Below are 23,614 nucleotides of genomic sequence, written 5' to 3' on the forward strand. Positions count from 1 at the left end.
AAAAATCCACCGATCAGGCCACCGCGCTTGTTCTTGTACACCCCATTGACCCGCGCGATCGCCTGCATCAACCCGTGAACGCGCATCGGCTTGTCGACATACATCGCGTGCAGCGACGGCGCGTCGAACCCAGTCATACATCGCGCACGATCAGCAATGCGCCGCTCTGTGGGCTAGATAACCGGCGCCTGTGCGCTTTGCGGACCGTCATGGACGACGGGCAAACCTCCTGAAACACAATTCACTGCAGCGCGATGACTGTGTCATAAGGGTCACAGCGTTCCTCCGGAACCCGTAGAACTGCCATGTCACCCCGCCGTTCGAAGAACGCCGGCGCACCGTCCGCCAGGAATCGCGCCGAGGTGATCGCTTCCGATACGCCGTCGAGCACTATTTCGTCGCTCAGATGCTCAAGGATGTGGACGTAATGGGTATCGCCGCGTCGCGTGCTGACGGCGACCGCCGTTGCCGGAATGCCGCCCTTTCGCGTCCCGTAGACCGCCTCTCCATTAACCTGAAGCCAGTCGCCGACTCGATGCAACCGACTGACCTGATCGGGCACGATTTCGCCAAGCGGCGTGGGTCCCACATTGAGGAGATAGTTTGCCCCCATGCTCGCGCTGCGCACCAACAGATGGATCAGCCGCCGCGTCGACTTCGTGTTGTGATCGGCCGCGGAGTAGCCCCAGTGATCGTTGATTGTCATGCACACCTCGATGGGGAGCGCGTGGATCTCCGTCGTGTTGAAGCCGGCCGTGTTCATGCCCGGCAAATCCTGCTCAAATCCCTGAATGTCCTCGCCGGGTAGCGGCGCTTCGTGACGATTGTTGCTGACGACTGCGTTCGGCTGGAGCGTGTGGATCATCTCATACAGCGCATCGTACTCGAACGACCCGCCGGCGACGAAGTAGGCATTGGCTTCGGTGATCGGGTGGCGGGGCCAATCCCCGTCAAACCACATGCAGGCAATCTCACCATAATTCGTACAAAGTTCACGCACCTGCCCGTGCAGAAACCCGACGTAGTCCGACCATGCCAGCCCGCTCTCGGTACGGAAACGATAGGCCGGGTGATGCCAGTCAAGCAGCGAACTGTAGAATCCCAGCTTCATGTCGCTGCGACGGGCCACTGCATCCGCAAGTTCTCGGATGGGGTCGCGCCCGAACGGTGTTGCCGTCACCTTGTAGTCGCTCAGCGCGGTGTCATACATGCTGAAGCCGTCATGGTGACGGCTGGTAATGACGATGTACTTCTGGCCGGCATCGGCGGCTGTGCTCACCCATGTTTCGGCATCGAAAGCAACCGGGTTGAACTGATGTACGAGTTTCCGATATTCCGTAACTGGAATCTGTTGGGTGTGCATGACCCATTCTTCGACTCCCAGAATCGAATACAGCCCCCAGTGAATGAACATCCCGAAGCGGGCGTTCTGAAACCACTGCAACCCTTCCTGCGATGCCTGCCTGGCCATACGTCATCTCCACAGTGAGACCCTAATCCCAGGTAAAACCCCGGGTGTAACACTACACGGTTGCTGACGCACACATTCTGCCAACGACGATGACGCGTGCACATTTGCCCGTCGCTGTGTGTAGAGGATACTTCGTATCCGGTATACATGCATGTAGTCTGGCATCAGTCGCCGGCGTCCCGCTGACCCGGTCTCTGGGGCGGACCAGTTTATGCTGCCTGGTCACCGGGCTCTTTACTCTAGACCGATCTTCTGACAAATCCACCAAACAAACCTCTGGACTCTGTAAACCTGTCGGCGCTACAGGATCGAGCCCACCTGAATAACGGGAATACCGAAGCCGTTCTCAGCACCAAAACGTTGTCAGCCCAAGGCTTCAGTCAAACATCGAAAATCTGTTCTTTGTCGAGGTCCACTAAGACGTACTCGAACAGGTGACGGACTATACGCTGCCGGTCGTCATCGTCGCCTCGTGTCAAGCGCCCTCGAAACCGCGTGCTCAGACGTCGGCCACGACAGAATGACTTCGTCCTTCACTGCATCTGCAGCCGGTATCCCACACCCGGCTCGGTGATCAGAATCTCAGGCATGGCCGGAACCTCCTCGATCTTCTGCCGGAGCTGGGCGAAATACACGCGCAGGTAGTGGGTCTCCTGCACGTATTCGGGTCCCCACACCTCGCGCAGAATCTGCTGGTACGTGAGCACGCGTCCGGCATGCCGGATCATCAGGCGCAGCAGCGCATACTCGGTTGGCGACGGCTTCAGCGATTGCCTTGCAGTCAAGGCCGAAGGCGGTTACTCCGTCTTGAAGCTCAAGTGCGGTTCGAACCAGCCCGAGGCCGAGGTGGCTCTTGCGGGAGATTTACGGGCAGCAGCCGGACGCGAGACCGGCCTACGCGTGGACCCAAACGGATCATGGTCGCTTCCGACTGTGCTGCGCCTGCTCAAGCGCCTTGAATCTCTCGATCTTGAATACATCGAAGAGCCAATCCGTGTTCAGGGACCAGCCGATGCCACGACGGTGACTGCCTTGCTGAAGCGAATACGCGGCATCAGCGCGACTCCAATCGCGGCAGATCACTGCTACCGAACCAATCTGCTTGCGCAAATCATCCGCGACGACGCTGCGGATGTGGTCCTGGCAGACGTGTTTGGCGCCGGTGGCATCGAACCCGCGCTCAACTTCTGCCGATTGGCGAGTGCGTTTGGGCTCGGCGTTGCCATGCACAGTGGTGCCGAGCTGTGCATCGGTCAGGTTGTCAAACTGCACATTCACGCGGCGCTGCCGGACATCGTCACGCACGCGGGAGATTCGATCTATCCTGAGTACGCCGATGGCGTACTGCAAGGCGGCAAGCAGAAAGTCAGCAATGGGGCGATGGCAGTTCCACAAGCGCCCGGACTCGGTGTCGAACTCGACCCGGATCGGCTTGCGCGCTGGGAACTCACGGCAGACTGGCATCGCGAGCTGGACGCGTTCTGGGATCACACCAAGGCGTTGATCGGCGTCACGTATCCAACATCGGACATGCTGATGCGGCACTACTAGCCGGTGTGTGCGCCTAGACGCTCAAGCTCCGCAACTTCTTCCGAAGCGCGTCCATGACAGCATCCGCCTCGGCCATAGCGGCCCGCGCGGAGGCCACGGTCGCGCCCGGCTCATGCAGCGCGCTCAGGATAATCTGCTCGGCGGCGACAAAAGCGGTGGCGGCATCTGGGAGGCGGTCCGCAATACTGCGAGGGATCACCGCAACGCCGTTCAGGTCGGCGTGGATCAGGTCGTCGGGATAGACGGTTAAGCCACCCACGCGCACTGGCGTGTGCACGTCGAGGATATGGATGTACCCGTGCGACGCCACCGCGCCATCGGTAAACACCGGAAAGCTCAGCCGCTCGACCTGATCGAGATCACGCCCCGGGCCGTTGGTGATCAGCCCGACCGCGCCGAACGTGCGATAGGTCGTGCACATGATCTCACCGAACGTCGCGGCGACTGGCGGTCCATCGAGGTCTTGAAACACAACGACAGCAGGGCCAGACAGCTCGACAAACCGATCGACTTGTTGGGTCAGATGATGATTGGCATCGCCCTCTTTGCGGGGCGCCGCCGTACGGCACGTCGCCGTAGCCGCGAACCCGACCATCGGCGGCAGTTTTGGGAACACTGCGCGTATCGATTTATCCATGAAGCCGACCGTGTGTGACTGCACGCCGAATAGTTCAACGACGTTGCAGATCGTCGGCGTGTCGTATTTGCTCAGGTCATGGCAGAGTGCATTCCAGTCCGTCATCGCTATTCCCTTGTTTTCGCTGCGAAATGTGCATCGTATAGGCGCTGGCAGGCCTGCGCTCGCGTCAAATCATCGCCGTACGCAGCATCTGGCAGCGCATCATAGCTGTCGAAGAACCCGCGCGCGCCGCACCATTGGACGGCGCTGACCCACCTTGCATCGGTCGTCATATCGACGTCGTTGAAGAAGCAGATCATGACGCCGCGATCAAGCAGCCTACGCTGCAGCATGTCGATGTCAAGCTGCCCGGGCGACGTGCCGGACTCGAGGGCGAGCACGGCAGCAAATCCGACAACCTCTCCGATGTGCATCTGCAACGTGTTCTGTCGCAGGACTCCCCACGCCACGTGCGTTACCGACACGCATACGGCGACCAACAGATTGTCGATGTGCTCAGGCAGCAGCACGCGATACGGCACGCATCCGGGCCGCGACTGTTCCATCAGGAACATCTGCCCGTCGGGCAGCGTCCCGGGACGGCGCTCTGCCGAACACGCCAGTGAGTCCAGCGGGAAGTCCGTGAACGCGATGCTGTCCGCGTACGTGGGAGCGCGCAGCTTCCCGGGCGCCAGCGAGGCGTCGTATTCCGTGAACGTGTATCGCCCGACAATCCGCCGGCCCTCACGCGCATAGATGTAGTCCGGAAATCCAGCGCTTTCCGTAAACTCGTCGGCGGCGAGCCCCCACTGACGCGCAGACGCCCGCAGGTCTTCCGGCATATCCGGATCGTTCTGCATGAAATACAGGATGCCCAGCGCATGATCGCGGTGCTGCCGTGCGATGGCGCGCCGGGTCTCCCAGTCCGCTTCGGGATAGGCGTAATTGGCGCCGGGAAAGGTCGCCGCATTCCAACTGCGCTTGCGATTCGGCAGCGGATGACCATGAATGATGTGGTCCCGCGCGACCATGTCGTGCGGCGAGTCCGTCAAGAAGCGGTTATGCAGCGCGTACGGGACGCCAGCATACTGATCGGGAGACTGCGCGATGGCGAGATACGCTGCGCGGTCATACGCCGGGGGACGTTCGATCGGTAGGCGATTGGCCGGGTCGTCAGTCAGGCACACGCGGTAGCTGTACGCCTGGATGCGGTGATCGCCCTCACCCGTGCTGCCGCTGAACAAGCCCATCGTCGTCCACTTGGGATACAACCTCAGTCGACCTTCCGCCGCATCAATCGGGAATTTGCCGTGCAGCCACTGCGTGAAGATGCGGCCCGCATGTGTCTCGCCGTACTCCGTGCGCGACTCACGCCCGACACGGTACGGCACGCCGGCCAGCGCCGCAAAGTCGCCTTCGTCGCTGGCGTCGACAAACACCCGCGCTTCGAGGCGCGTACGTGTTCCATCTGAGAACGCCGCAACTGTCACGGCATTGAGGGTGCGTCCGGCCCGCTCGACCGAAACCGGATGAACGCCCCGCAGCACGGTGATGTTCGACTGCTCGGACACCAATCCTTCGATGATCTCGCGCGCCACATGCGGCTCAAACGTCAAGAACGGATCCTGCGGATTGAGCGATACGCACGTCTGGTACTGCGGGCTGTCCTCGCCGTAGCGGGTGCGGTAGTACGACTTGACGCGATTCCGGAATTCCTCGATCAACGGCGCACGAACGCCGGGGAAGTGCGTCTCAAGCGCGCCCAACGACGGAAACGAACCCCCAAGCGCGCTTCCCGTGCACGTGATGACGACGCGCAATCCTTCGGCGGTGGCGCGCACTGCAGCACACACGCCCGCCATCGTTTCGCCAATTACGACGAGGTCCGTGCGAACTGTCGTTACTTCACCCACGCGTGTACACCTTGACTGGCGGCATCGCGATCGCCGGTCGTGGGGGGTTCATCCTTCGGGAGTTGGCCGATCATCGCGATTGCGTCCCAATTCGGTTCGCCCAACGACTGGCGCAGTTCAGCGCCCTGATCGATCAACGTGTTTCGCAGCACACTGGGGCTGATATCCCGCGGCGATTTGCCCGCCTTGACCGCCAGCGCCGCTGCCGTCCCGACCGCCTGCCCTTGCGACATGCAGATCGGGATGACGCGTGTGCTGGCAACACCCTCATGCGTGGCAGATAAGCACTTGCCCGCCATCATCAAGCCTTCGACGCCGCGTGCAATCAAGCTGCGGATGGGGATGTCGTAGGTTTTTACGTTGCGGCTTTCGACCCATGTGCCGGCAGGGCGATGAATGTCGATGTGGTATCCACCCAGCGCAACGCCGTCTTCGAACTCCCGGCCTGCGACAAGGTCATCACCCGTCAGGACGTAGTCACCCATAATCCGGCGGCTCTCGCGCACACCGAGCATCGGCGCGATCTCGCGCAGCTCCGAGTTCTCGAATCCCGGCACCCAGTTCTTGAAGAAGCGCAGGAGCTGCGGAATCTGCTCGTACACCCGCACATACGCGTCGGTCATGCTGGTGACACTGGTCGGATCCAGCCCGAGCACGCGCGTCATCACGACCAGATACTCGTCATCGCGATGCAGCTTGACGCCGACAACGCGCGACTGCGGCACATCGTGGTCGCCGGCTTGACGCGCCTTCTCGACAAGCCCCGCGAACCCACCGCAAATGATCACCTTCATGCGGTCAAGCCGCGCAACCATTTTCTCAAAGAGGTCGGGATACGGAACCAACCACTCGCGGTACTTGAGCTCGGGATCCTTGCAGCCATCGACGAAACCCTGCCGGTTGACCCCGCCGATCTTGAACACCAATGTCGGAGCCTGAACCAAGCCGTCGCCGGTGCGGCCCTTCTCCCACTCCGCACCGCCGCGCGCCGCCACGTCGCCATCGCCGCTGCAGTCGATCACAACATCGGCAAGGATCGCCTGGCGCCCTGATTTGTGCTCGACCACGACACCTGTGATCCTGTCTCCTTCGCGCAGCGTGTCGACCACCTGCGTGTGCAGCATCAGCTTCACGCCCGACTCGATCATCATCTCCATCAGGAGAATCTTGTAGTGGTGACTGTCGACACTGATCGCAGATGAACACTTCGGGTCAAGCTCGAACGGAGATGCGGCATTGCGTGCCCACAGCCGCTGCACGATTTCGCCCGGCAGCCCCTTGATGATCTGGCGATAATCCTGATCGTGGAACCCGAGCCACGGCAGCGTAGCCGAGATGCCGCCGAGAAAACCGTGATACTCGATTAGCAGTGTTTCCGCGCCGTTGCGGGCCGCTGAGAGCGCGGCGTTTATGCCCGCTGCCCCGGAGCCGACCACGACGACTTGGGTACGAAGTGTTGAAAGCATGTGGTGAAGTCTCCCCATATTTTGGTCGCAACGGGTTACTCTTGGGGCACTTTAGGCGCAAGTGCAGCACTCAGCCGGTGTTTCGCCTCCGCGAGAACATCTGCTGGCAGCACGCCGCGTTCGGCAGCGGCGACGTTGTCGCGCAGATGATCCGGGTCGATGGTCGCAACAATCGCCGTATGCACATCGGGGTGACTGAGCGTGAAGCGCAGCACAAACGCGGTTCGCGTCTCGCCGTCGAGCAGGTCGTCAAGGCCTGCGCGCTCCCACAGACCATCTGCACCACCCTGCTCTGCTTTGCCTTGCGCCGCGCCACCGCGAATGATCGTACCGAGTCCGTGCGCCGCTGCCTTGGTGAGCCAACTGCCGTAGTGCATCTCGTAGGCGGAGTACGGAAGCTGTACGGTGTCGAACGCATCGAAGTGAGGTGCGAACGCCGTCATTTGTGGCTCGGTAACGGACAATCCTATGAAACGCGCCTTGCCCGCAGCACGTGCGTCTTCAAGGGGCCGGACAAGATCGTAACGCACGAAATCGTCATACGTCGGTGTGTGGAGCTGCAGCAGGTCGACACGATCGGTGCGCAGACGGCGCAGGCTTTCGTCAATCGAGTCGCGCAGAAAGTCGGGCGACCAGTTGCGGGGCGTATCGTCCCAACTGCCCATGTCCTTAAGCTGACATCCGAATTTCGTGGCGATTAGATACTCGTCGCGCCGGTGGCCGATAAATCGCCCGATGAACTCCTCGCTCCGCCCGTAGATGCTGGCCGTGTCGATGAAGTTGATGCCGGCGTCCAAGACGGCGTTAAGTATCCGCTCTGCCTGCTCGTCGGAGACTGGACGCCCGTTCCAGATTCGCGGGGTCGCGCGAAGCTGACCGGCACCGTACCCGAGCACGGTCACTTGGAGCCCTGTACGGCCAAGCTGACGCGTGTTCATACCGTCACACCCAACGACACGGCGAGCGCGCTCAACTCAGCCCATGTCGCGTCAGGCACTGGAATTCCAGTCACGGCACGCTCAAGCGCTGCTATCGATTCCGGCTCGCCCGGCAGCAGCACGCGCTCGACACCATCCAGCGGCGTCGACCCACGAATCCTGTCCAGCAAGGTGCGAACCTCGTCGTCGAACTCGTCACGGTCAACGAAGTACGCAACATCGAGCGCAAGAATCAGCGTGGGATTGCCCGGCCGATAGTTGGGCGATGAGGCGGGCGTAAACCCGGCCAACAGCGTCGGGATGATCTCCAGCATCAGCGCCAATCCGCCGCCCTTGTGCAATCCAAACGGCAGCAGCACACCATCGTTGTAGAAGTCGTTCGGATCGGTGGTCGGACTTCCGTCATGAGTGATCAGCATGCCCGGCGGAACACGTTCGCCTTTGTCGCGCGCAAGCTGAACCTTGCCAATGGCGATGCCGGACGTGGCGAAATCTAGCACCAGCGGCGCACGCCCCGTGGTCGTTGGCACTGCCCATGCCATCGGATTCGTGCCGAACATACGCTGCCTGCTGCCGAACGGCGCAACCGAACCGCCGGCGGACGCGCCGCTAGCCAACACAATGCCGATCAGGCCCTGTGCGGCGATGCGTTCGGCGTACTCACCCGCGCGGCCAATGTGATTGACCCGGCGTAAGGCTACGGCGGCCATGCCGTACTCGGCGGCACGGTCCGCGGCAAGGTCGGCCCCAAACGATGCCGTGATCTGACCAAATGCCCATCCTCCGTCGACACGCGCAAGCGCGCCGCGTGTCGACTCGATCGTGGGACGGGCGGACGCGACGAGCGAGCCATCGCGGATCTTGCCGACGTACTTCATCAACTGCTGCACGCCGTGAGAGTCGTGACCGCGCAGGTTCGTTGTGACCAGCGAGGCCGCCACCGCGGACGCGATGTCCTCAGGCGCACCCGCTGCCATGAGCAGTCGGGTGGTGAAATCCCTCAGTTCGTCAGCGGCGAAAACCGGCATCAGTCCAGCTCCACGACGCGACCCGTGTCCCACGACTCCATGACAGCGCGGGCGACTCGAAGCGCTGCAATGCCTTCCGCAGCGCCAACCAGCGGCGTTCCACCTTCACGGACGCATCGGGCGAAGTCTTCCAGTTCGTCGGTCAGCGCCGTCGTAAAGGGATGCGGACCGGTGACTTCAAGCGGCCTGATCGTGGGTCCGTCTACCTTCGCCTGGGCCGGTGGAACGACCTCTTCCCACAGCAGTTCCTGCCCAAATCGCTTGAAGTGGAGGGCGCCTTTCGTGCCGAACAATACGAGCTGACTAACGTAAGCCGAAATCTGGTGTGTGCTGTAGGTAACGAGCGTGCCATCCTCCATTTCGAGGATTGCCGACGCGGCATCCGGCACGGTTGCAGGCGCTGCCCGGCGCGTATACGCGCCGAAAACCCGCCGGACGGGCCCAAAGAAGTAGGCCAACAGGTCGAAATAGTGAACGGCGAGCTGATCGAGCGGCCCGCCCGGCGCTTTGTCGGCATCCATGTACCAGCTGTCCGGGTCGCGGTTGTTGAGCAGAGGCGCGCCGTGCATCGCCGCGGCCAGAGCCACGCGACCCAGCGTCCCGTCGTCGATCATCTGCTTAACCATGTGTGCGGCGCCGGTACGTCGTCCCTGCATGCCGACCGCAAGGACCAACCCGCGCCGAGTGGCTTCCGACTGCATTTCCCGAGCTTGTGCCACCGTATTTGCGATCGGCTTCTCGACCAGCACGTGTTTGCCGGCACTCAGCGCCGCCATCGTCTGGTCATAGTGCAAGAAGTTGGGCGTGGGCAGGAGGACCGCCTCAGTCGACGGATCGCCCAGAATGTCATCATAACTGGCGTACACGCAACCGCCGTACTGTTCGACAATAGCGTGCGCGTTCGCGAAATCGCGACTCGTGACGCCGGCGAACTTCAGGATGGGCGAGGCCGCTGCCGCGTTCAGCAGCGTTCGTCCCCAACGGGAGGGAGAGACGATGGCAAATCGTACTGGAGAAGAAAGAGTCGTCATGATGTTTATTTGACACATATCCTACAAGTGGATAACATCAGCATACCTTAGTGGCTAGCGTCCTGTCAAAAACTGGCGACCGGGCCCCGCTCTTGGAGAGACCCCTTGTGCGCGAAACCAATCATCCCACTTAAGCGCCCGCCCCTGCTCTACCGCGAAGTACAGGATGCGATCCGTGAGTACATCCTGCAGAATCGGCTGCAGCCCGGCGACGCGCTTCCCGCTGAGGGCGACCTCGCACGGCAACTCGGCGTAAGCCGGAATTCGGTGCGCGAAGCGGTGCGCTCGCTCGAGTCGCTCGGCGTCATTGAGACCAAGCGCGGAAGCGGCCTGTTTGTCTCGAGCTTCTCGTTCGATCCGATCCTCGACAACTTGCAATACAGCCTGCTCTCAAATCTGACCGAGCTCTCCGAGCTGCTGCAGGTCCGGCGGGTTCTCGAAGTCGGTATGATCGAAACAGCCATGATCGCAATGACGCCTGAGCGGATCGAAGCGATCGCCGAAACGGTCGACGCGATGGGTGAGCGTGCGGCGAAAGGCCTGCCGTTCGTCAAAGAGGATCGAGCGTTCCACCGTTTGCTCTTCGAGCACGTCGGCAACAGTGTGCTGGTTCGCCTGCTCGACATCTTCTGGCAGGGGTTCAACAAGGCCTCGCAGTACGCGGATATCGCAGACGACGAACCCATCTGGACTCACGGCGCGCATCAAGCGATCGTCGACGCCATCGTGGACAACGATGCCGAGCGTGCACGAGTCGCGCTTGCAGAGCACTATGCCGGACTTGCACGTCGTATCCAGCGGGCTTCCCAGAGACGGAGCACAGAATGACTGGCAAGTTCACGGGTATCATCCCGCCTGTGATCTCGCCGCTGACTCCCGCAGGAGAAATCGACGTGGCCGGCCTTGAGAGTCATGTTCACCGGCTCATTGACGGCGGCGTCCACGGTCTGTTTGTGCTTGGCAGCAGCGGCGAAGGTCCACTGCTCACAAGTTCGCTTGCCAAAACTCTGATCCGGCGCACCGTTGAGGCTGTGGATGGGCAGATTCCTGTGATCGCAGGTGCTTTGGAGCCTTCCACGGTTCGCACGATCGAGGCGATCGAACTGGCCGCCGAATGCGGGGCCGACGCAGTGGTGATCACGACCCCCTACTACGTCGAGACCGACGACGCTGGTCTGCGTGCACACGTCCGCGAAGCCGCGGAGCGTTCCCCACTGCCGGTCGTGCTCTACAACATCCCCAGCAAGACGCACCACAACATGACGCCATCGATCGTGGCCGATGTCATCGATCTGGAGAATATCGTCGGCATAAAGGACAGTCACGGGGATTGGCCGCAGTTCGAACAGCTTCTCGCCCTACGCGGGCCGGACTTCGTTGTACTTCAAGGCGCGGAACGCTACGCGGCGCAATCGCTGCTTGCGGGTGCGGACGGGCTTGTACCCGGATTGAGCAACGTCGCTCCGCGCCTGTTCGCCGAGATGTTCGACGCGGCGCAGGCAGGCGACCGCGAACGCTTGCTCGCACTCCAGTCGGATGCCGACGCCTTGGGAACGCTTCATACATACGGTCACTGGCTTGCGTGCTTGAAGTACGCCGTTTCACTTGTTGGCCCGACGCAGCCACATACCTTCGCCCGGGTTGTGCCCCTTTCTGATGCGGCACGTGCGACCATCGAGTCACTGGTAAGACGGCAGCAAGGAGGTCCAGAATGAAATAACCCCGCTCCGAACATCATTCCTCCAAAAGATCCTCAAAGGAGTCAGACATGAAGCCCGTATCCGCCCGTTCATTGTTGTTCGTCTTGCTGATCGTCAGTTTGTTCACCATTTCCCTCGGAACCGTCGCCCAAGAAGGCACCAGCATTCGCGTTTTTGCGAACGACCGGCCTGACCCGACGTTTATCGCCCACGGCGCCATCACCGGCACCAACGAAGCACTGTTCAACGCCTTGCACTGCTCATTGGTCAATCTCGATGAGAACTATTCGATCCAGCCCGACCTAGCCGCTAGCTTTACGCTCAGCGAGGACGAGACAACATACACGTTTGCGCTGAACCCGGACGCCAAGTGGCACGACGGAACGCCCGTGACCGCCGCGGATGTCGAGTTTACTTGGGTGGCTTACGCGACTCCCGAGGCCATTACCGGATCGCGCATCCGGCCGTTGGTCATGACTTCGATTGTGGGCGGCGCAGATGTCGTCGCGTCTGCAGCGGAAGCACCATCATACGCCGATACGACCAAGTATGCCGGAATCGAGATTGTTGATGACCACACCATCACGTTCACGCTCACTGGACCCAACCCGCTGTGGCTAATCACTTCCAGCCAAAGCCCGAACGGGTACATCCTGCCCAAGCACATCCTCGCCGATATCCCGTATGCCGACTGGAAGACCCAGCCGATCTACGGTGCGGCGCCGCTAGGCTGCGGTCCGTTCCAGTTCGTGCAGCAGATCGAGGGTCAGTTTGTCGAGCTAGGGGCGTTTGCCGATTATCACCTCGGCGCGCCCGAGATCGACCGCGTGTTCTTCATGAACTGGCTGACTCAGGATGTCGGCATCGCGCAGATCGAGTCCGGTGAGCTGGACGTCATGCTCGGCCTGACGCCGACCGATGCCGATCGCCTCTCGCGCGAGACCGATGCGCAGATCCTGACCACGCCGTCAGCGGCAGCCTACCAGCTTTCGATCAACACGTTCCGCATCACCGATCCGCGGGTACGTCTCGCGATGGCCTACGCTCTTGACCGCGAAGCGATCTTGGATGCGATCTTCCTCGGTCAGGGACGGGTTCAGGAGTGCTGCTTCCTGAACGATTGGGCCATCCCCGAAGGTCAGACGCCGTATCCGTACGACCCGGACATGGCCCGTCAGCTGTTGGCTGATGCGGGATGGGACAGTAATCGAGAGTTGAGCGTCCTGTTCCCGACGGCTTACCGCTTGTCCGATTCCCTGCTGCCGATTGTGCAGCAGCAGCTCGCTGAAGTGGGTATTCGGACGATCATCGACCCGCAGGAGCAGACCGCGTTCCGCGAGAAGCTCATCACCAATCAGGATTGGGACATCTTCTTCAATCAGGGCGCGAACATGCTGCCCGATCCCGGCAGCTTCACGGTTTGGGAATGTCCCACGGGCGGCAAGCCGCAGTCCGGTTGGTTCTACTGCGACGACAAGATGGCGGACCAGTACGTGATCGGAAGGACGACGGCAGATTTCGCCACGCGGCAGGCTGCCTATCAGGCGATCCAGACGATATTCTACGAAGAGATGCCGACCGTGAACATTGCCGTGCCGTATACGATCTTCGCCGTACAGCAGCGCGTTCAGGGGCTGACGCCGACTGCCAACCGCGCTGCCTCGACGTGGAACATTTACGACTGGACGGTGACGGAATAAGCATCCCGGAGCGTGCTGTTAGCCTGCGAGCCGACTGCACGTGAATCAGGGTACATCTTACCTTGCGAGCTGGCTTCTAGATGAGGCCAGCTCGCAGGGCCTCTATCTGCTGCCGTACGACGAGTGCGGGAAACCCCGTCCCTTGAGGTTGACTGCGAGACAGTAATGCGACAGTACTTCACACGTCGGATTCTACAATCAATCCCTACGCTCCTGCTGCTGACGGTCGTCACGTTCGGATTCATTCAGGCGGCGCCGGGGGATTACGTAGATGCCATGATCGATCCGGCGACATTGACCGAAAACAGCGCCGAAGTTCTGGCGAGGCAGCGCGCCACCTTAGGCCTCGACCAACCGATCGTCATCCAGTACGTGCGCTGGGTCGGGGAATTGGCGCGCGGGAATCTCGGGTTCTCGTTTGTCCATAAGCGCCCCGTTCTGAGCATGATCGGCGAACGCCTGTGGGCAACCGTACAACTCGGCGGGCTGGCGATCCTCGTCGCCGTCGTCATCGGCGTCAGCGCTGGCATTGTGAGTGGAATGCGACCGTATACGCCATTCGACTATGTGGTATCGGTCATCAGCTACGGTGCCTGGTCGTTTCCCAATTTCTACCTCGGCATGATTCTAATCTACATCTTTGCGGTCGAGCTGAAGGTACTACCTTCGGCGGGCATGCTTACTCCGGGCGTCGATAGCTTTGGCGACCGGCTGAAGCATTTGATCCTCCCCGTCACCGCGCTGAGTGTCCAGTTCATCGGGCTGTTTGCACGCCAAACCCGTTCGGCCGTGCTCGAGGTCCGCGCAGAGGACTTCGTCACAACTGCCCGCGCCAAGGGCCTACGGCCACGGCGCGTGACACTTCGCCATATCGTGCCCAATGCGTTGATTCCGGTGGTCACCGTTATCGGCTTGTCGCTCCCGATTGTGATCACGGGTGCGATCGTCACCGAAATGGTCTTCGGATGGTCAGGCATGGGCACCATGATGATCAACGCCATAACGGGCCGCGACTATCCCGTCGTCATGGGAACGGTTCTCGTCATAGGAATAGTGGTACTGCTCGTCAATTTCGTTGTGGACGTCACGTATGCAATCATCGACCCGCGCATCCGCTACCAGTAGCACGGGCCCAGCGCTCCCCCGTTCGCTAGCCAGCGGCGATCGCGACCTGCCGCGCAATCGTGCGCTCCGCAAGTTCGTTCGAAACCGAATGGCAGCGTTCGGCCTCGTCGTGTTCGCGGCGATCGTAATCGTCGCCGTAGCCGCGCCGCTGTTCAGCGATCAGACCCCATATCGCACGGACCTCCGCGCAGTACGTCAGGCGCCTAGCGAAGCGCACATTCTGGGCACCGACATTGCCGGACGCGATATCTTTACGCGTGTTATCTACGGCGCGCGAATCTCGTTGACTGTTGGCATCGGTACCGTTGCCGTTTACGGAATTCTCGGGGTGATCTTCGGGCTTGTATCGGGTTTCTATGGGGGTTGGATCGACGCCGTCGTTATGCGGGTCTGCGACACGCTGATGTCCGTGCCCACGCTGCTGGTGGTCCTCATGCTCGTCACCATTACGGAGCCAAGCCTCACGAACATCATCATCGCTATCGCGATCAGCCGCTGGCCCGGCGTAACGCGTCTCGTACGCGGACAGGTATTGGTGGCCAAGCAGTTCGAGTACGTCACAGCCGCACGCGCGCTGGGAGCATCAGGCGCGCGCATCATGACGCGGCACTTGCTGCCGAACATCCTCGCGCCGGTGATCGTCTCTGCAAGCTTTGGAATGGCGTCCGCCATCCTCGCCGAAGCGTCGCTGAGCTTCCTTGGCGTCGGCATCCGGCCGCCGGAACCAAGCTGGGGAACGATGCTCAACGAGGCGCGTGCCCTCAGCGTATTGGCTGAGATGCCCTGGTTCTGGATTCCGCCGGGGATCATGACCGCTGTCACGGTATTGTGTATCAACTTTGTTGGCGATGGATTGCGCGACGCGCTTGATCCACGTATGAAGGAGATCTAGTGTGATTCTCGTGCCCTCAACGCCGGAGTATCCGCGTAATGACGAAGCCAGCGCGGTGCTCCTTGCAGACGGGGGAATGCTCGTGGTGTGGTCGCGCTTCAAACACCTTAACCGTGGTTCCAACGGTTCGCGTGCGTACGACCCGGTCACCGGCCTGCCCGGCACTGCCCTCAACAGCGACAACGCTTCCTCGGACATCGCTGCAATTGAAACACACGACGGCGGTCATACGTGGTCACCACCGCGCACGTTGATAACGAACACCGCTGGCCTCAACGTCATGAATCCCGGCCTGGCTCGCCTCAGTAATGGGAACCTCGGACTCCTGTACAACTTTCGCGAGTCCACAATTTCCGCGTGCCGCCTGTATCGGACCTCGTCCGACGAGGGCCATACATGGTCTGAGCCGGTTGCGTTGACATCGGAGGGCTATCAAACAGGATGCAACGACCGTCTCACGGTATTGTCCAGCGGACGCCTGCTAACCGCGCTCCACGTCACCGATGATTGGCATTCGCATCATCTATTCACCCGCGTCGCGCGTTCCGACGACCACGGACAGACCTGGTCCTTCAGCGATTCCATCGAGCTACCACCCGTGTCCAGCTCGGGTGAGTCGGGGGCTTGGGAAGGCGATCTGGTCGAACGGGCAGACGGATCGGTGCTGCTGGTGCTGCGGACGGCCATGGGCACATTGTTTCGCGCCGAGTCGCACGACAGCGGTGCGACGTGGACCGAGTTGCGTTCGCTGGAAGTCGTGTCCCCCGTCGCACCTGCCGTGATCCGCCGGATTCCCGGGAGTGATCGACTGCTGCTGATATGGAACTGGAATTACAACGTCCACCAAGCGATGGCTGGGACGAGATGTCCGCTTGCCTACGCGGTAAGCGACGATCACGGAGCATCGTGGCCTCATCTCCAGCGGCACACACTCGAAGATGATCCTGAGTTCACGTGGGCCTATCCCAGCTGTACGTTTGTCGGCGGCGAGGCGTGGATCACTTACTACGAGTCCCGCGCTGACGATCCGTTCGGTCCGCGGTCGCTGAAACTCCGTCGGCTTCCGGTGGACTCGCTATTGGAGGGGTCGTGATGCGCGAAAACCGGGTTCGCCAAAGACTGCTTGCCGGTCAACCCGCATTTGGGATTAATCTCCAGATTGATTCCCCGTGGCTGGTCGAAATGATCGGGCAGGCCGGATTCGATTATGTCATGCTGGATATGGAGCACGGGTTTGCGCGCATGAACCTCCCGGTGCTAATTCTGGCCGCCGATGCGGTTGGGATCACACCGATTGTCCGTGTGGCGGACCACAACCGCGCAGACCTACTCAATGCCCTCGAGTTCGGGGCCGGTGGAGTTCAAGTTGCGATGGTCGATACGCCAGAACAGGCACGCGAACTAGTACGGCAAGCCAAGTATGCGCCCATTGGCGAGCGCGGTTTTTCGTCCGTTACGCGCGCCGCCGACTATGGCCGGGAATCACTCGCCAGCTTCGCCAGCAAGGCGAACGACGAATCACTGCTGATCCTCCAACTCGAGACTCGGCGCGCGCTTGACAATGCGGCGGCAATCGCCGCCATTGACGGCGTCGATATGGTGTTCTTCGGCCCGGGCGATCTGTCTCAATCGCTGGGTCTGTTCGGGCAGGAAGCTTCCAGCGCAGTACGCGACGCCATTGTGGAGGCGATCGGAAGCTTAGGGAGTCGAGTGCACGTGTCGACCAGTGCATTCAGTGCCGACGACGTGGCGTTCTGGAGGCAGCACGGCGTAAACACCTTCCTCACATCGAGCATTACCCCCTTACGCCGCGCGCTGGACAGCATTCGGCAGGAGCTTGACAACGGTGCCGGTTGAAGCCGGGCGCGCGCCGGGGCGCTAGCGTCACCCGCGGCAGTACTGTCTCACGGCGTCGGCAAGCAGCGCATTGTCGAACGACCCGCGCGCAAGTACCGGCGTATTCCCCCGGCTCCGGCAGGCGGGTTCGGTCTGGGTTAGGTCCAAAGCGATGAGCAGGCTCACCACTGGCGCGGCGAACGACGTACCCGCCCGGTACTGTCCATCCTCGAAGTGAAACCACGCGCCGGGAACGCTGATGTCGCCGTTGTTGCTGTGCAACCAGAAGCGCAAGTCCTCTCCTTCGTTGGCGCTGACGCTAACCACTTCCGGCCAACGCGCCGGATAGAACGGCTGGCGCTGCTTGAAGTTGCCCGACGACGCGACCGGCACAACGATCACGTCTCGAAAGTCGCGCAAGTAGTCGCGGAGTGGGTCGGCTTGAAGCGCGGTGTTGTTGAACAGCCGCAGTACGGACAAGTCGCGACTGCGGAAAGCCGGGACGTCACGCGCCGGAGTCGGCGGGATCTCGCTGCCCTCCGGCCGGTTGGACCGTGACTGAAGCGATTGGCTGCCCCGAGGCGACTCTTGTTCGAGGCTCGTCAGACCGGTTTCGTCGATGTAGCCGACGCGCGCATCTTTGAGGATAGAGCGAACATAATCGGGATCGCCGCCGACGTGTTCAACGAGGGAGAGCCGGGTATTGCCCTGACGCGCATCGGCAAAGTCGGCAAAGTCGAAACCCATTTCCCGATCCGCACAGGGGATGAAGATAAAGCTCATGTTGAGGACAAAGCGGCCGATTCCTCGGGCGCTGAGGTCATCGATCGCGGTCCGGAGTTCCGGTAGGATCAAGTCGGAGCGATAACCCGCCTCGTCGGCGATGTTGACCTGTTGGAGCGTGATGAGTCCGGCAGAGTCCGGCACGAGCTGACCGACAAGCTGCTGGAAGACCTCCCAAACGAGCCAGCCGTGCGAGGCCGGGAGATCGCCAGTGCCGTCGGAGGAAAAATCGTCGATCACCAAGATCGCGACCTGTTCGGCCCCGGGTTCGGCATATTGCAGAGTCTCGATGATCCACTCCGGGCTGGCATCCAAACCTTCGGCGACTATGTCCTCACCCTCAGGCGTAAAGCCTGCTTCACTAGTTTCGCCCTCAGCGCCAGCGGTCCCGCTGAAGGCCTGCCCGAGTACTTGATCAGGCGTCAGGGTGCAGTTGCCGGCGGAGGTGCTGCGGCCCTGCGCGCCAGCCACAGTCAGACTGAAGAAGCAGGCGCAGAGCGTACACATCAGGCAGAAGAGGGTTCTCTTTGACGGGGCCAACATAAGCGCGTCTCCTGACTGGCTAGAGGCTGCTGCTTGCTCAATTGCCACGATAGCCGTTGTCGGACATGAATTGTAGCAGATCATCGGCCTGGGCTTTCGCCTTGACCCCCTGCCAAAGCTCGAGCGCCCGGTCAAACGCGTCCTGCGCCCGACTGCGGTCATTCAAGCGGTGATAATCTTCGCCGATCGAACGCAGTACACCGGCCTCCCAATAGTGATTGCCTTGTTCGACCGCGAGCTGTAAGGCCTCGTGATGGGTCGCCAATGCCCGCTCCAGCTGACCGAGCTCATGCTCACATGAGCCGCGATTAAGGAGCGACCAGAACTGAATATCGGACAAGCCGAGTCCGGCGGCGATGCGGGCGGCCTCGTCAGAGAGGTCGCGGCCACGCTCGTAATCGGGGATGGGTTGGTTGATGAACTGGTAGCCGCGATGGTGCAGCACGAAGCCGAGGGCAAAGTCATCGGCGATTTCACGGGCAATGGTCTCAGCGTGTTCATAGTAGCTGTCGGCATCGGCGTCATGTTGACTGAAGCGTACTTTGCCGACGACGGCCAACAGGATCGCCTCACGCCGGCGGTCGCCCAATTGCTGTGCGAGTCCCAGCGCCGCGGTGTAGGCTTCCAGCGCACGCTGACTGTCGCCGACAAAGTCGGCGTAGGCATTGCCCAGCTTGCTCAATAGATAGTGGGCGGTCTCGAGGTCGGCTCTAGCCTTGGCCGCGCCGACAGCACTGTGGATGAGCTTCAAAGCGAGTGCTGTGTATCCGCGCGCGGCGAAGTACGGCCCGTCTACGGTCAGCGTCCGCATGACATCGATAAAGAGATCGTCGCGCTGGGTGTCGCTGGCCGCCTCAGCCGCCTCTAGGATGTTGCTTTGTTCGACATCGAGCGCGTCGAGATCGTCTTTGTAGGTCACGGCGTAGTCGCGGCACGCCTCGATAACGGCCAGCGCGCCGGATCCGCGGTTCAGGAACAGGTTTCTGGCGTAGCTATAGGCAAGATCATGGACGCGGAAGTAGGTCACACGATTCAGAGTTCGTTTACTGACCAGACCGCGCAGGTCAAGCTGGCCGAGTGTATCGCTGACAGCATTCGGGTCGAGATTCATTACCCGCCCTAGGAGCTCGGGCGTAGAGCTCGGTTCGAACAACCCGCCCAAGCCGACAAACACGTCGAACAAGGGCTTGGACAGGGCGTCCACGCTGGCATCGAGAAGGGATTTGATGCCCGTACGCCCAAGTTCGCCGAAGTTGGCTGGCATGCTAAGGTCATGCGGCGCCGCTTCGATGCGGCGCAGGAGTTCGGTCGGAGAAAGTTGGTAGACCTTGAGCGATTTGCTTGCGATCTCCAGCGCAAAACTGTGATGACCGAGCACGTCGCACAGGCGGACGGCGTCGGGGTCGGCGCTGAAATCGCGCCCGCGGACGTGGAGGCCCAGCAGCTCAAGCGCCTGTTCGGGCTTCAACTCGCCGACTTCGACAATCTCATCCAGCGGAAAGCGGTGGCGGGAAGTCACCAGCAGCGGCGTGCTGCGGGGCATGGCCTTGACCATCCGTGCGAGGGCCGCCCCGTTCCAGATATCGTCCAGTACCAGCAGCACCTTCGCATCGGCCAGAACACGGCGGACCACTTGAAGGCGTTCGTCGCCGCTTGCGCTGGCGATGGCTTGCTGAACCCCGAAAGCACGGCCTATGGCTTCAAAGAGCATGTCAGCGTCGACAGAACCGGCCTTAAGCCAGAGGACCGGGCCCTTGCCATCGGCGACATGCTGAGCGGCTACGGTGGCTGCCAGCGCCGACTTGCCCATGCCACCGAATCCGCGCAACAGCACATGACTCTTCTCGTCGAGCAGTCCGGCAACTTCGGCAACAAGATCGTCGCGGCCGATCAACTTTCTGGGCTGTTCGGGCACGTCGTCGGGGCTTTGGGCGAGGACCGCGTTAGTCGCGCTGTGGTATGCGATCTGTCGATCGATCAGCCATTGGTCTACTGAACGCGTAAACTGCTGTTTCAAGTCCTCGACGTCGGTAAACCAGCGGGGCGTGATGCCGAAGCGGACATCGCTGTGCCGGTCGAGAAAGGCTTGGAGGCGCGGATCACGTTCATCCGGATTCATATTCTTGACGTACAGGTGGCGTTCGATACCCAAGGCCGTCGCCTGCTCGAACTCGTCAATCGTCCACTCGCCGTACTCGTTCCAGAACAGGCCGACATACAGTGCCGAGTTCTGCAGCGCCTCCAGATAGACGTCTCGGATCGACTTGTTGCTGGCCGGAGCATTCTGCTCGAAGGCCCAAGTACGCAGCCGAAAAGTGTCGCGATCCAACTCGGGCAGCAAGTCTTGAAGGGCTTTGCGCTCTGGCGCGAGCTCGCGCATTTTGGAGCTGATGAAAATGAACAGTTCGGTCGCCATGGGGTTGCACGCTGTCGAGGGTGAAAGACTGATTACGGGATAGTACGCGATATAGCAGACGCGTACAAATGGAGCCAAGCCCCGGAGGACAGACTCAAGCGCACTTTGAGCGAGGAATACCGCGTATTGTCATCAACGTCGCCGCCGAGCGGTTCCGATAACAGCCTGACCGCCGGTTGGCGCATCTCGCGGCGCGGGACGCCGACCGTCATCCAATCGTGCGCAACATACGTCAGGTGGTGCGGGTTGCCGAAGTCGCCTCTGAAGCCGTCGTACCGGCCTATCGATGCGTCACGTAATCCACCCAGATCGGGCTGCTCCACGCCATATTGCCGTCGCTCTGGGTCACCCGTGCGTAGTAGTAATGGTGTTCGCCGGGGATGATGATCCGGTCGAAAAGCTCAAACTCGACAGACGAAATGTCGGCGCCCGGCACGAATTGCATGCCACCGAATGGATGACCCGACCGGATGATATCGACTGCCTGCAATCCCGCCGTTCCTTTGACCGCGACGGTCAATCGGGGCGGCGTGGATGTGGCCAACTCACTGCCCATCAGGTGATCGTTTACGCGGAAGTTGAGTACGATGGGAACCCCGCTGGTGGCGTAGCAACGCCGCTGCCAAATCGCGTCGAAGATCGCGTCCCGCGTCAGATCGGACGCAAGAACCGCCGTCATGCCGGTGCGATATGCGTCCTCTTTCCACCCTACCCGTGTGCCCGCGGGTACGTAGCTGTCCCGTCCCTCGGGCTCGGTCGCGTGCCAACGCAGGCCGTGACTGTCGCTGCCGCCGACAAAGCCAAGCCGGTGACCCATCGCCAGCGCATCGAGCACGAATTTGTCCGGGTGAATGTGGTCGCGCCGGTAGCCGATGGGAAGGTTGCCGCCGTACTCGAACCGGCCGTGCGTCGAGCAGATCTCCGCAACGCGCTGAAGGTTGGGGTCGTGAGCGTTCCAGTCGGTGCCCGCCCACGATGTATGATGCGGGATAACGAGCGCCTGTTCGCCCCACAGCCGCTCCAACAAGCGCGCGCCGCTGCGCAGGCCCGGATCGGCATAGCTTGCCAGCCGAACATCCTGAGTCCGACAAACGACGTGCCGATGCCCTTCGCCTACCCGAATCCCTTCCGCCGCGTGCTCGGCAATCGCGGGCGATGTCCATTCGTAGCCGTACATGGCGATGAATCGCCCGTCCTCGCTCACGCGAGCGGCGATGTTCCAGAAGGTCGCCAGCTCCGAGGGTGACAGGATGATCCCGTCCAGATAGTCGTGCTCGGTAAGCGTCGCAAAGTCGTACCCGTACGCATCGCGGTAACGGTGGTAGATTTCATCGACGTCGTTGGTCGCGTCACCATACGCCGAATGCGCGTGCAAGTCGCCAAAGTAGATTGAAAGCGTATCGCCAGTCTGCGTCTGAATCGTCGGACGCGGTTTCGGTGCGGTCGTGACGGCCCGGGCGGGAACGGGTTCGTGCGGACGCAACAGCGGCGGCGCGCCCTCGTTCCCGTCAAACGCGATCCGCTGGATCTGCGCGCCGTACAGGCCCATCGACACAACGTACTGCGGATTGCTGCCTACGATTCGGGCGCGCGGCTTCCAACTGCCCCAGTGTTTCTGGTCGGTCGTATACAGCGGCGACCACCCGTCAGCCCCGCACGTAGCCAAGCGCAAGGTGTGCGCGGCCTGTCCATACAGCACGACCTTGCCAGTCGGCGACAGCGAGACGGCGGGAAACTCCCAACCCTGAAACGAGTCGTCGTGATACACGTCGCGTTCCGGCTGTTCGGGGAGATCATAAAGCTGCTCGCCGTCGTAGCAGCGCACGGCGCACCACTTGGTCAACCACCATGGATCGCGCCGCGCGGTGTTGACGTTGGTGGCATAGGCGATCCACAGCCGACCTTGTAGGTCTGCCGTGAGCGCGGGCTGGAGCGCTTGGTAGCCACCCGAGCTCACCTTGACCGGCGCGCCGGGCTCGTCGATCCGCTGGATGTATACATCGTAGTGACCATCTTGATACGCATCATACGCACACCACACCACTCCGCCCGGCGTCACGGCAAGGGCGGGTCGGCATGCCCAGTCCGACGCCGCGGCAATCGACACGGGCACCGTCCATGCACCGCCGACTCGGCTGGCCACCATTAGCCGGGTGGCCGACGCGTCCACGGCTTCGAACACGAGCCATACCCGGTTTTCGACGGCGAGCAGTCGTGGATGGAAAAGCCCCTCGTCGCTGCGCCAGATGACGGTCTCCGCGCCTAAGGATTGGCCCACAAGCTCGCGTGCGATCAAGCGGTATTCGCCGGATCGGCGGGCAGCGTGCACGCCTACGATCGTACCGTCCATCAAGGCCGCAATCGCGGGTTGACACTCGATCCCCTGATGCGCACTCCACGCGACTATATCGCCAAAGCCGCTATCGGAGAACGTTCGCGCGCAGACCCGGTCGCCGTCCAGACTTTGCTCGGTCCAGATCAGCCACCCCCCTCCCTCGGTCAGACAAACATCGGGCTCGATCGAGGTCTTGTTAAGTACCGGCACCGGAACGCTGATCCGCAGGTCCGGTTCGTCAACGATCTGCTGTGCGAACAACATGGT

19 protein-coding genes are annotated in these 23,614 nt (G+C 61.4%); 8 read left to right on the forward strand and 11 right to left on the reverse strand.

What is annotated here, in order from left to right; genetic code table 11:
* Window positions 1-241 precede the first annotated feature (241 nt).
* Window positions 242-1,471: an alpha-L-fucosidase gene (locus IPM16_10975; protein MBK9123624.1), complete on the reverse strand. Its 1,230-nt coding sequence runs from the start codon at window positions 1,469-1,471 to the stop codon at window positions 242-244.
* Window positions 1,472-2,004: 533 nt separating this feature from the next.
* Window positions 2,005-2,199: a winged helix-turn-helix domain-containing protein gene (locus tag IPM16_10980; GenBank protein MBK9123625.1), complete on the reverse strand. Its 195-nt coding sequence runs from the start codon at window positions 2,197-2,199 to the stop codon at window positions 2,005-2,007.
* A 79-nt stretch (window positions 2,200-2,278) separates the two neighbouring features.
* On the opposite strand from IPM16_10980, the gene IPM16_10985 reads away from it, so the two are divergent.
* Window positions 2,279-3,022, forward strand: coding sequence for a hypothetical protein (locus IPM16_10985; protein ID MBK9123626.1), 744 nt, complete (start codon window positions 2,279-2,281; stop codon window positions 3,020-3,022).
* A gap of 13 nt (window positions 3,023-3,035) precedes the next feature.
* On the opposite strand, the gene IPM16_10990 is transcribed toward IPM16_10985, so the two are convergent.
* Genes IPM16_10990 through IPM16_11015 form a run of 6 tightly spaced genes read right to left on the reverse strand, consistent with a single transcriptional unit; the run spans window position 3,036 to window position 10,017 of the window.
* Entirely contained in the window at window positions 3,036-3,764 is a 729-nt protein-coding gene (locus tag IPM16_10990; GenBank protein ID MBK9123627.1) for an RraA family protein, read from the reverse strand.
* A gap of 2 nt (window positions 3,765-3,766) precedes the next feature.
* Window positions 3,767-5,554 carry an FAD-dependent oxidoreductase gene (locus tag IPM16_10995; protein ID MBK9123628.1) on the reverse strand — a complete coding sequence of 596 codons (1,788 nt, stop codon included), beginning with the start codon at window positions 5,552-5,554 and terminating at the stop codon, window positions 3,767-3,769.
* The gene (locus IPM16_11000) at window positions 5,542-7,038 is read right to left on the reverse strand and encodes an FAD-dependent oxidoreductase (GenBank protein ID MBK9123629.1); all 1,497 of its coding nucleotides are present in this window, start codon (window positions 7,036-7,038) and stop codon (window positions 5,542-5,544) included. Before IPM16_11000 ends, IPM16_10995 begins: the two co-directional genes overlap by 13 nt.
* A gap of 17 nt (window positions 7,039-7,055) precedes the next feature.
* The gene (locus tag IPM16_11005) at window positions 7,056-7,958 is read right to left on the reverse strand and encodes an aldo/keto reductase (protein MBK9123630.1); all 903 of its coding nucleotides are present in this window, start codon (window positions 7,956-7,958) and stop codon (window positions 7,056-7,058) included.
* Window positions 7,955-8,986, reverse strand: coding sequence for an Ldh family oxidoreductase (locus IPM16_11010; protein ID MBK9123631.1), 1,032 nt, complete (start codon window positions 8,984-8,986; stop codon window positions 7,955-7,957). Before IPM16_11010 ends, IPM16_11005 begins: the two co-directional genes overlap by 4 nt.
* Window positions 8,986-10,017: a Gfo/Idh/MocA family oxidoreductase gene (locus IPM16_11015; protein ID MBK9123632.1), complete on the reverse strand. Its 1,032-nt coding sequence runs from the start codon at window positions 10,015-10,017 to the stop codon at window positions 8,986-8,988. Before IPM16_11015 ends, IPM16_11010 begins: the two co-directional genes overlap by 1 nt.
* Window positions 10,018-10,137: 120 nt before the next feature.
* Here IPM16_11015 and IPM16_11020 point away from each other — a divergent pair, with 120 nt between their 5' ends.
* From IPM16_11020 to IPM16_11050, 7 genes are all read left to right on the forward strand, one after another.
* Window positions 10,138-10,845, forward strand: coding sequence for a FadR family transcriptional regulator (locus IPM16_11020; GenBank protein ID MBK9123633.1), 708 nt, complete (start codon window positions 10,138-10,140; stop codon window positions 10,843-10,845).
* Window positions 10,842-11,732: a dihydrodipicolinate synthase family protein gene (locus tag IPM16_11025; GenBank protein ID MBK9123634.1), complete on the forward strand. Its 891-nt coding sequence runs from the start codon at window positions 10,842-10,844 to the stop codon at window positions 11,730-11,732. The genes IPM16_11020 and IPM16_11025 overlap by 4 nt, the downstream gene beginning before the upstream one ends.
* A gap of 53 nt (window positions 11,733-11,785) precedes the next feature.
* Window positions 11,786-13,417: an ABC transporter substrate-binding protein gene (locus IPM16_11030; protein MBK9123635.1), complete on the forward strand. Its 1,632-nt coding sequence runs from the start codon at window positions 11,786-11,788 to the stop codon at window positions 13,415-13,417.
* A gap of 165 nt (window positions 13,418-13,582) precedes the next feature.
* Window positions 13,583-14,542 carry an ABC transporter permease gene (locus tag IPM16_11035; GenBank protein MBK9123636.1) on the forward strand — a complete coding sequence of 320 codons (960 nt, stop codon included), beginning with the start codon at window positions 13,583-13,585 and terminating at the stop codon, window positions 14,540-14,542.
* An 88-nt stretch (window positions 14,543-14,630) separates the two neighbouring features.
* The gene (locus IPM16_11040; GenBank protein ID MBK9123637.1) at window positions 14,631-15,434 is read left to right on the forward strand and encodes an ABC transporter permease; all 804 of its coding nucleotides are present in this window, start codon (window positions 14,631-14,633) and stop codon (window positions 15,432-15,434) included.
* Between the two features lies 1 nt (window position 15,435).
* Entirely contained in the window at window positions 15,436-16,527 is a 1,092-nt protein-coding gene (locus tag IPM16_11045) for an exo-alpha-sialidase (GenBank protein ID MBK9123638.1), read from the forward strand.
* Window positions 16,527-17,291, forward strand: a complete 765-nt coding sequence (locus IPM16_11050) for a hypothetical protein (protein MBK9123639.1) — start codon at window positions 16,527-16,529, stop codon at window positions 17,289-17,291. Before IPM16_11045 ends, IPM16_11050 begins: the two co-directional genes overlap by 1 nt.
* A gap of 27 nt (window positions 17,292-17,318) precedes the next feature.
* On the opposite strand, the gene IPM16_11055 is transcribed toward IPM16_11050, so the two are convergent.
* The 3 genes from IPM16_11055 to IPM16_11065 all read right to left on the reverse strand — a co-directional run bounded on the left by IPM16_11055 (window position 17,319) and on the right by IPM16_11065 (window position 23,611).
* On the reverse strand, window positions 17,319-18,596 hold the full coding sequence (locus IPM16_11055) for a S8/S53 family peptidase (GenBank protein ID MBK9123640.1): 1,278 nt from the start codon (window positions 18,594-18,596) through the stop codon (window positions 17,319-17,321).
* Between the two features lie 37 nt (window positions 18,597-18,633).
* The gene (locus IPM16_11060; GenBank protein MBK9123641.1) at window positions 18,634-21,012 is read right to left on the reverse strand and encodes a tetratricopeptide repeat protein; all 2,379 of its coding nucleotides are present in this window, start codon (window positions 21,010-21,012) and stop codon (window positions 18,634-18,636) included.
* A gap of 280 nt (window positions 21,013-21,292) precedes the next feature.
* On the reverse strand, window positions 21,293-23,611 hold the full coding sequence (locus IPM16_11065; GenBank protein ID MBK9123642.1) for a CehA/McbA family metallohydrolase: 2,319 nt from the start codon (window positions 23,609-23,611) through the stop codon (window positions 21,293-21,295).
* Window positions 23,612-23,614 lie beyond the last annotated feature (3 nt).

Origin of the sequence: Candidatus Flexicrinis affinis (assembly GCA_016716525.1) — a bacterium.
In the GTDB taxonomy this organism is placed as follows: domain Bacteria; phylum Chloroflexota; class Anaerolineae; order Aggregatilineales; family Phototrophicaceae; genus Flexicrinis; species Flexicrinis affinis.

What these genes read in the sequence shown, in the direction of transcription:
- IPM16_11010 (MBK9123631.1), bottom strand. Translation starts at nt 8,986, where the DNA reads ATGCCGGTTTTCGCCGCTGACGAACTGAGGGATTTCACCACCCGACTG.
- IPM16_11035 (MBK9123636.1), top strand. Translation starts at nt 13,583, where the DNA reads ATGCGACAGTACTTCACACGTCGGATTCTACAATCAATCCCTACGCTC.
- IPM16_10990 (MBK9123627.1), bottom strand. Translation starts at nt 3,764, where the DNA reads ATGACGGACTGGAATGCACTCTGCCATGACCTGAGCAAATACGACACG.
- IPM16_11005 (MBK9123630.1), bottom strand. Translation starts at nt 7,958, where the DNA reads ATGAACACGCGTCAGCTTGGCCGTACAGGGCTCCAAGTGACCGTGCTC.
- IPM16_11060 (MBK9123641.1), bottom strand. Translation starts at nt 21,012, where the DNA reads ATGGCGACCGAACTGTTCATTTTCATCAGCTCCAAAATGCGCGAGCTC.
- IPM16_11040 (MBK9123637.1), top strand. Translation starts at nt 14,631, where the DNA reads ATGGCAGCGTTCGGCCTCGTCGTGTTCGCGGCGATCGTAATCGTCGCC.
- IPM16_11030 (MBK9123635.1), top strand. Translation starts at nt 11,786, where the DNA reads ATGAAGCCCGTATCCGCCCGTTCATTGTTGTTCGTCTTGCTGATCGTC.
- IPM16_11015 (MBK9123632.1), bottom strand. Translation starts at nt 10,017, where the DNA reads ATGACGACTCTTTCTTCTCCAGTACGATTTGCCATCGTCTCTCCCTCC.
- IPM16_11055 (MBK9123640.1), bottom strand. Translation starts at nt 18,596, where the DNA reads ATGTTGGCCCCGTCAAAGAGAACCCTCTTCTGCCTGATGTGTACGCTC.
- IPM16_11000 (MBK9123629.1), bottom strand. Translation starts at nt 7,038, where the DNA reads ATGGGGAGACTTCACCACATGCTTTCAACACTTCGTACCCAAGTCGTC.
- IPM16_10980 (MBK9123625.1), bottom strand. Translation starts at nt 2,199, where the DNA reads ATGATCCGGCATGCCGGACGCGTGCTCACGTACCAGCAGATTCTGCGC.
- IPM16_11050 (MBK9123639.1), top strand. Translation starts at nt 16,527, where the DNA reads ATGCGCGAAAACCGGGTTCGCCAAAGACTGCTTGCCGGTCAACCCGCA.
- IPM16_10975 (MBK9123624.1), bottom strand. Translation starts at nt 1,471, where the DNA reads ATGGCCAGGCAGGCATCGCAGGAAGGGTTGCAGTGGTTTCAGAACGCC.
- IPM16_11065 (MBK9123642.1), bottom strand. Translation starts at nt 23,611, where the DNA reads ATGTTGTTCGCACAGCAGATCGTTGACGAACCGGACCTGCGGATCAGC.
- IPM16_11025 (MBK9123634.1), top strand. Translation starts at nt 10,842, where the DNA reads ATGACTGGCAAGTTCACGGGTATCATCCCGCCTGTGATCTCGCCGCTG.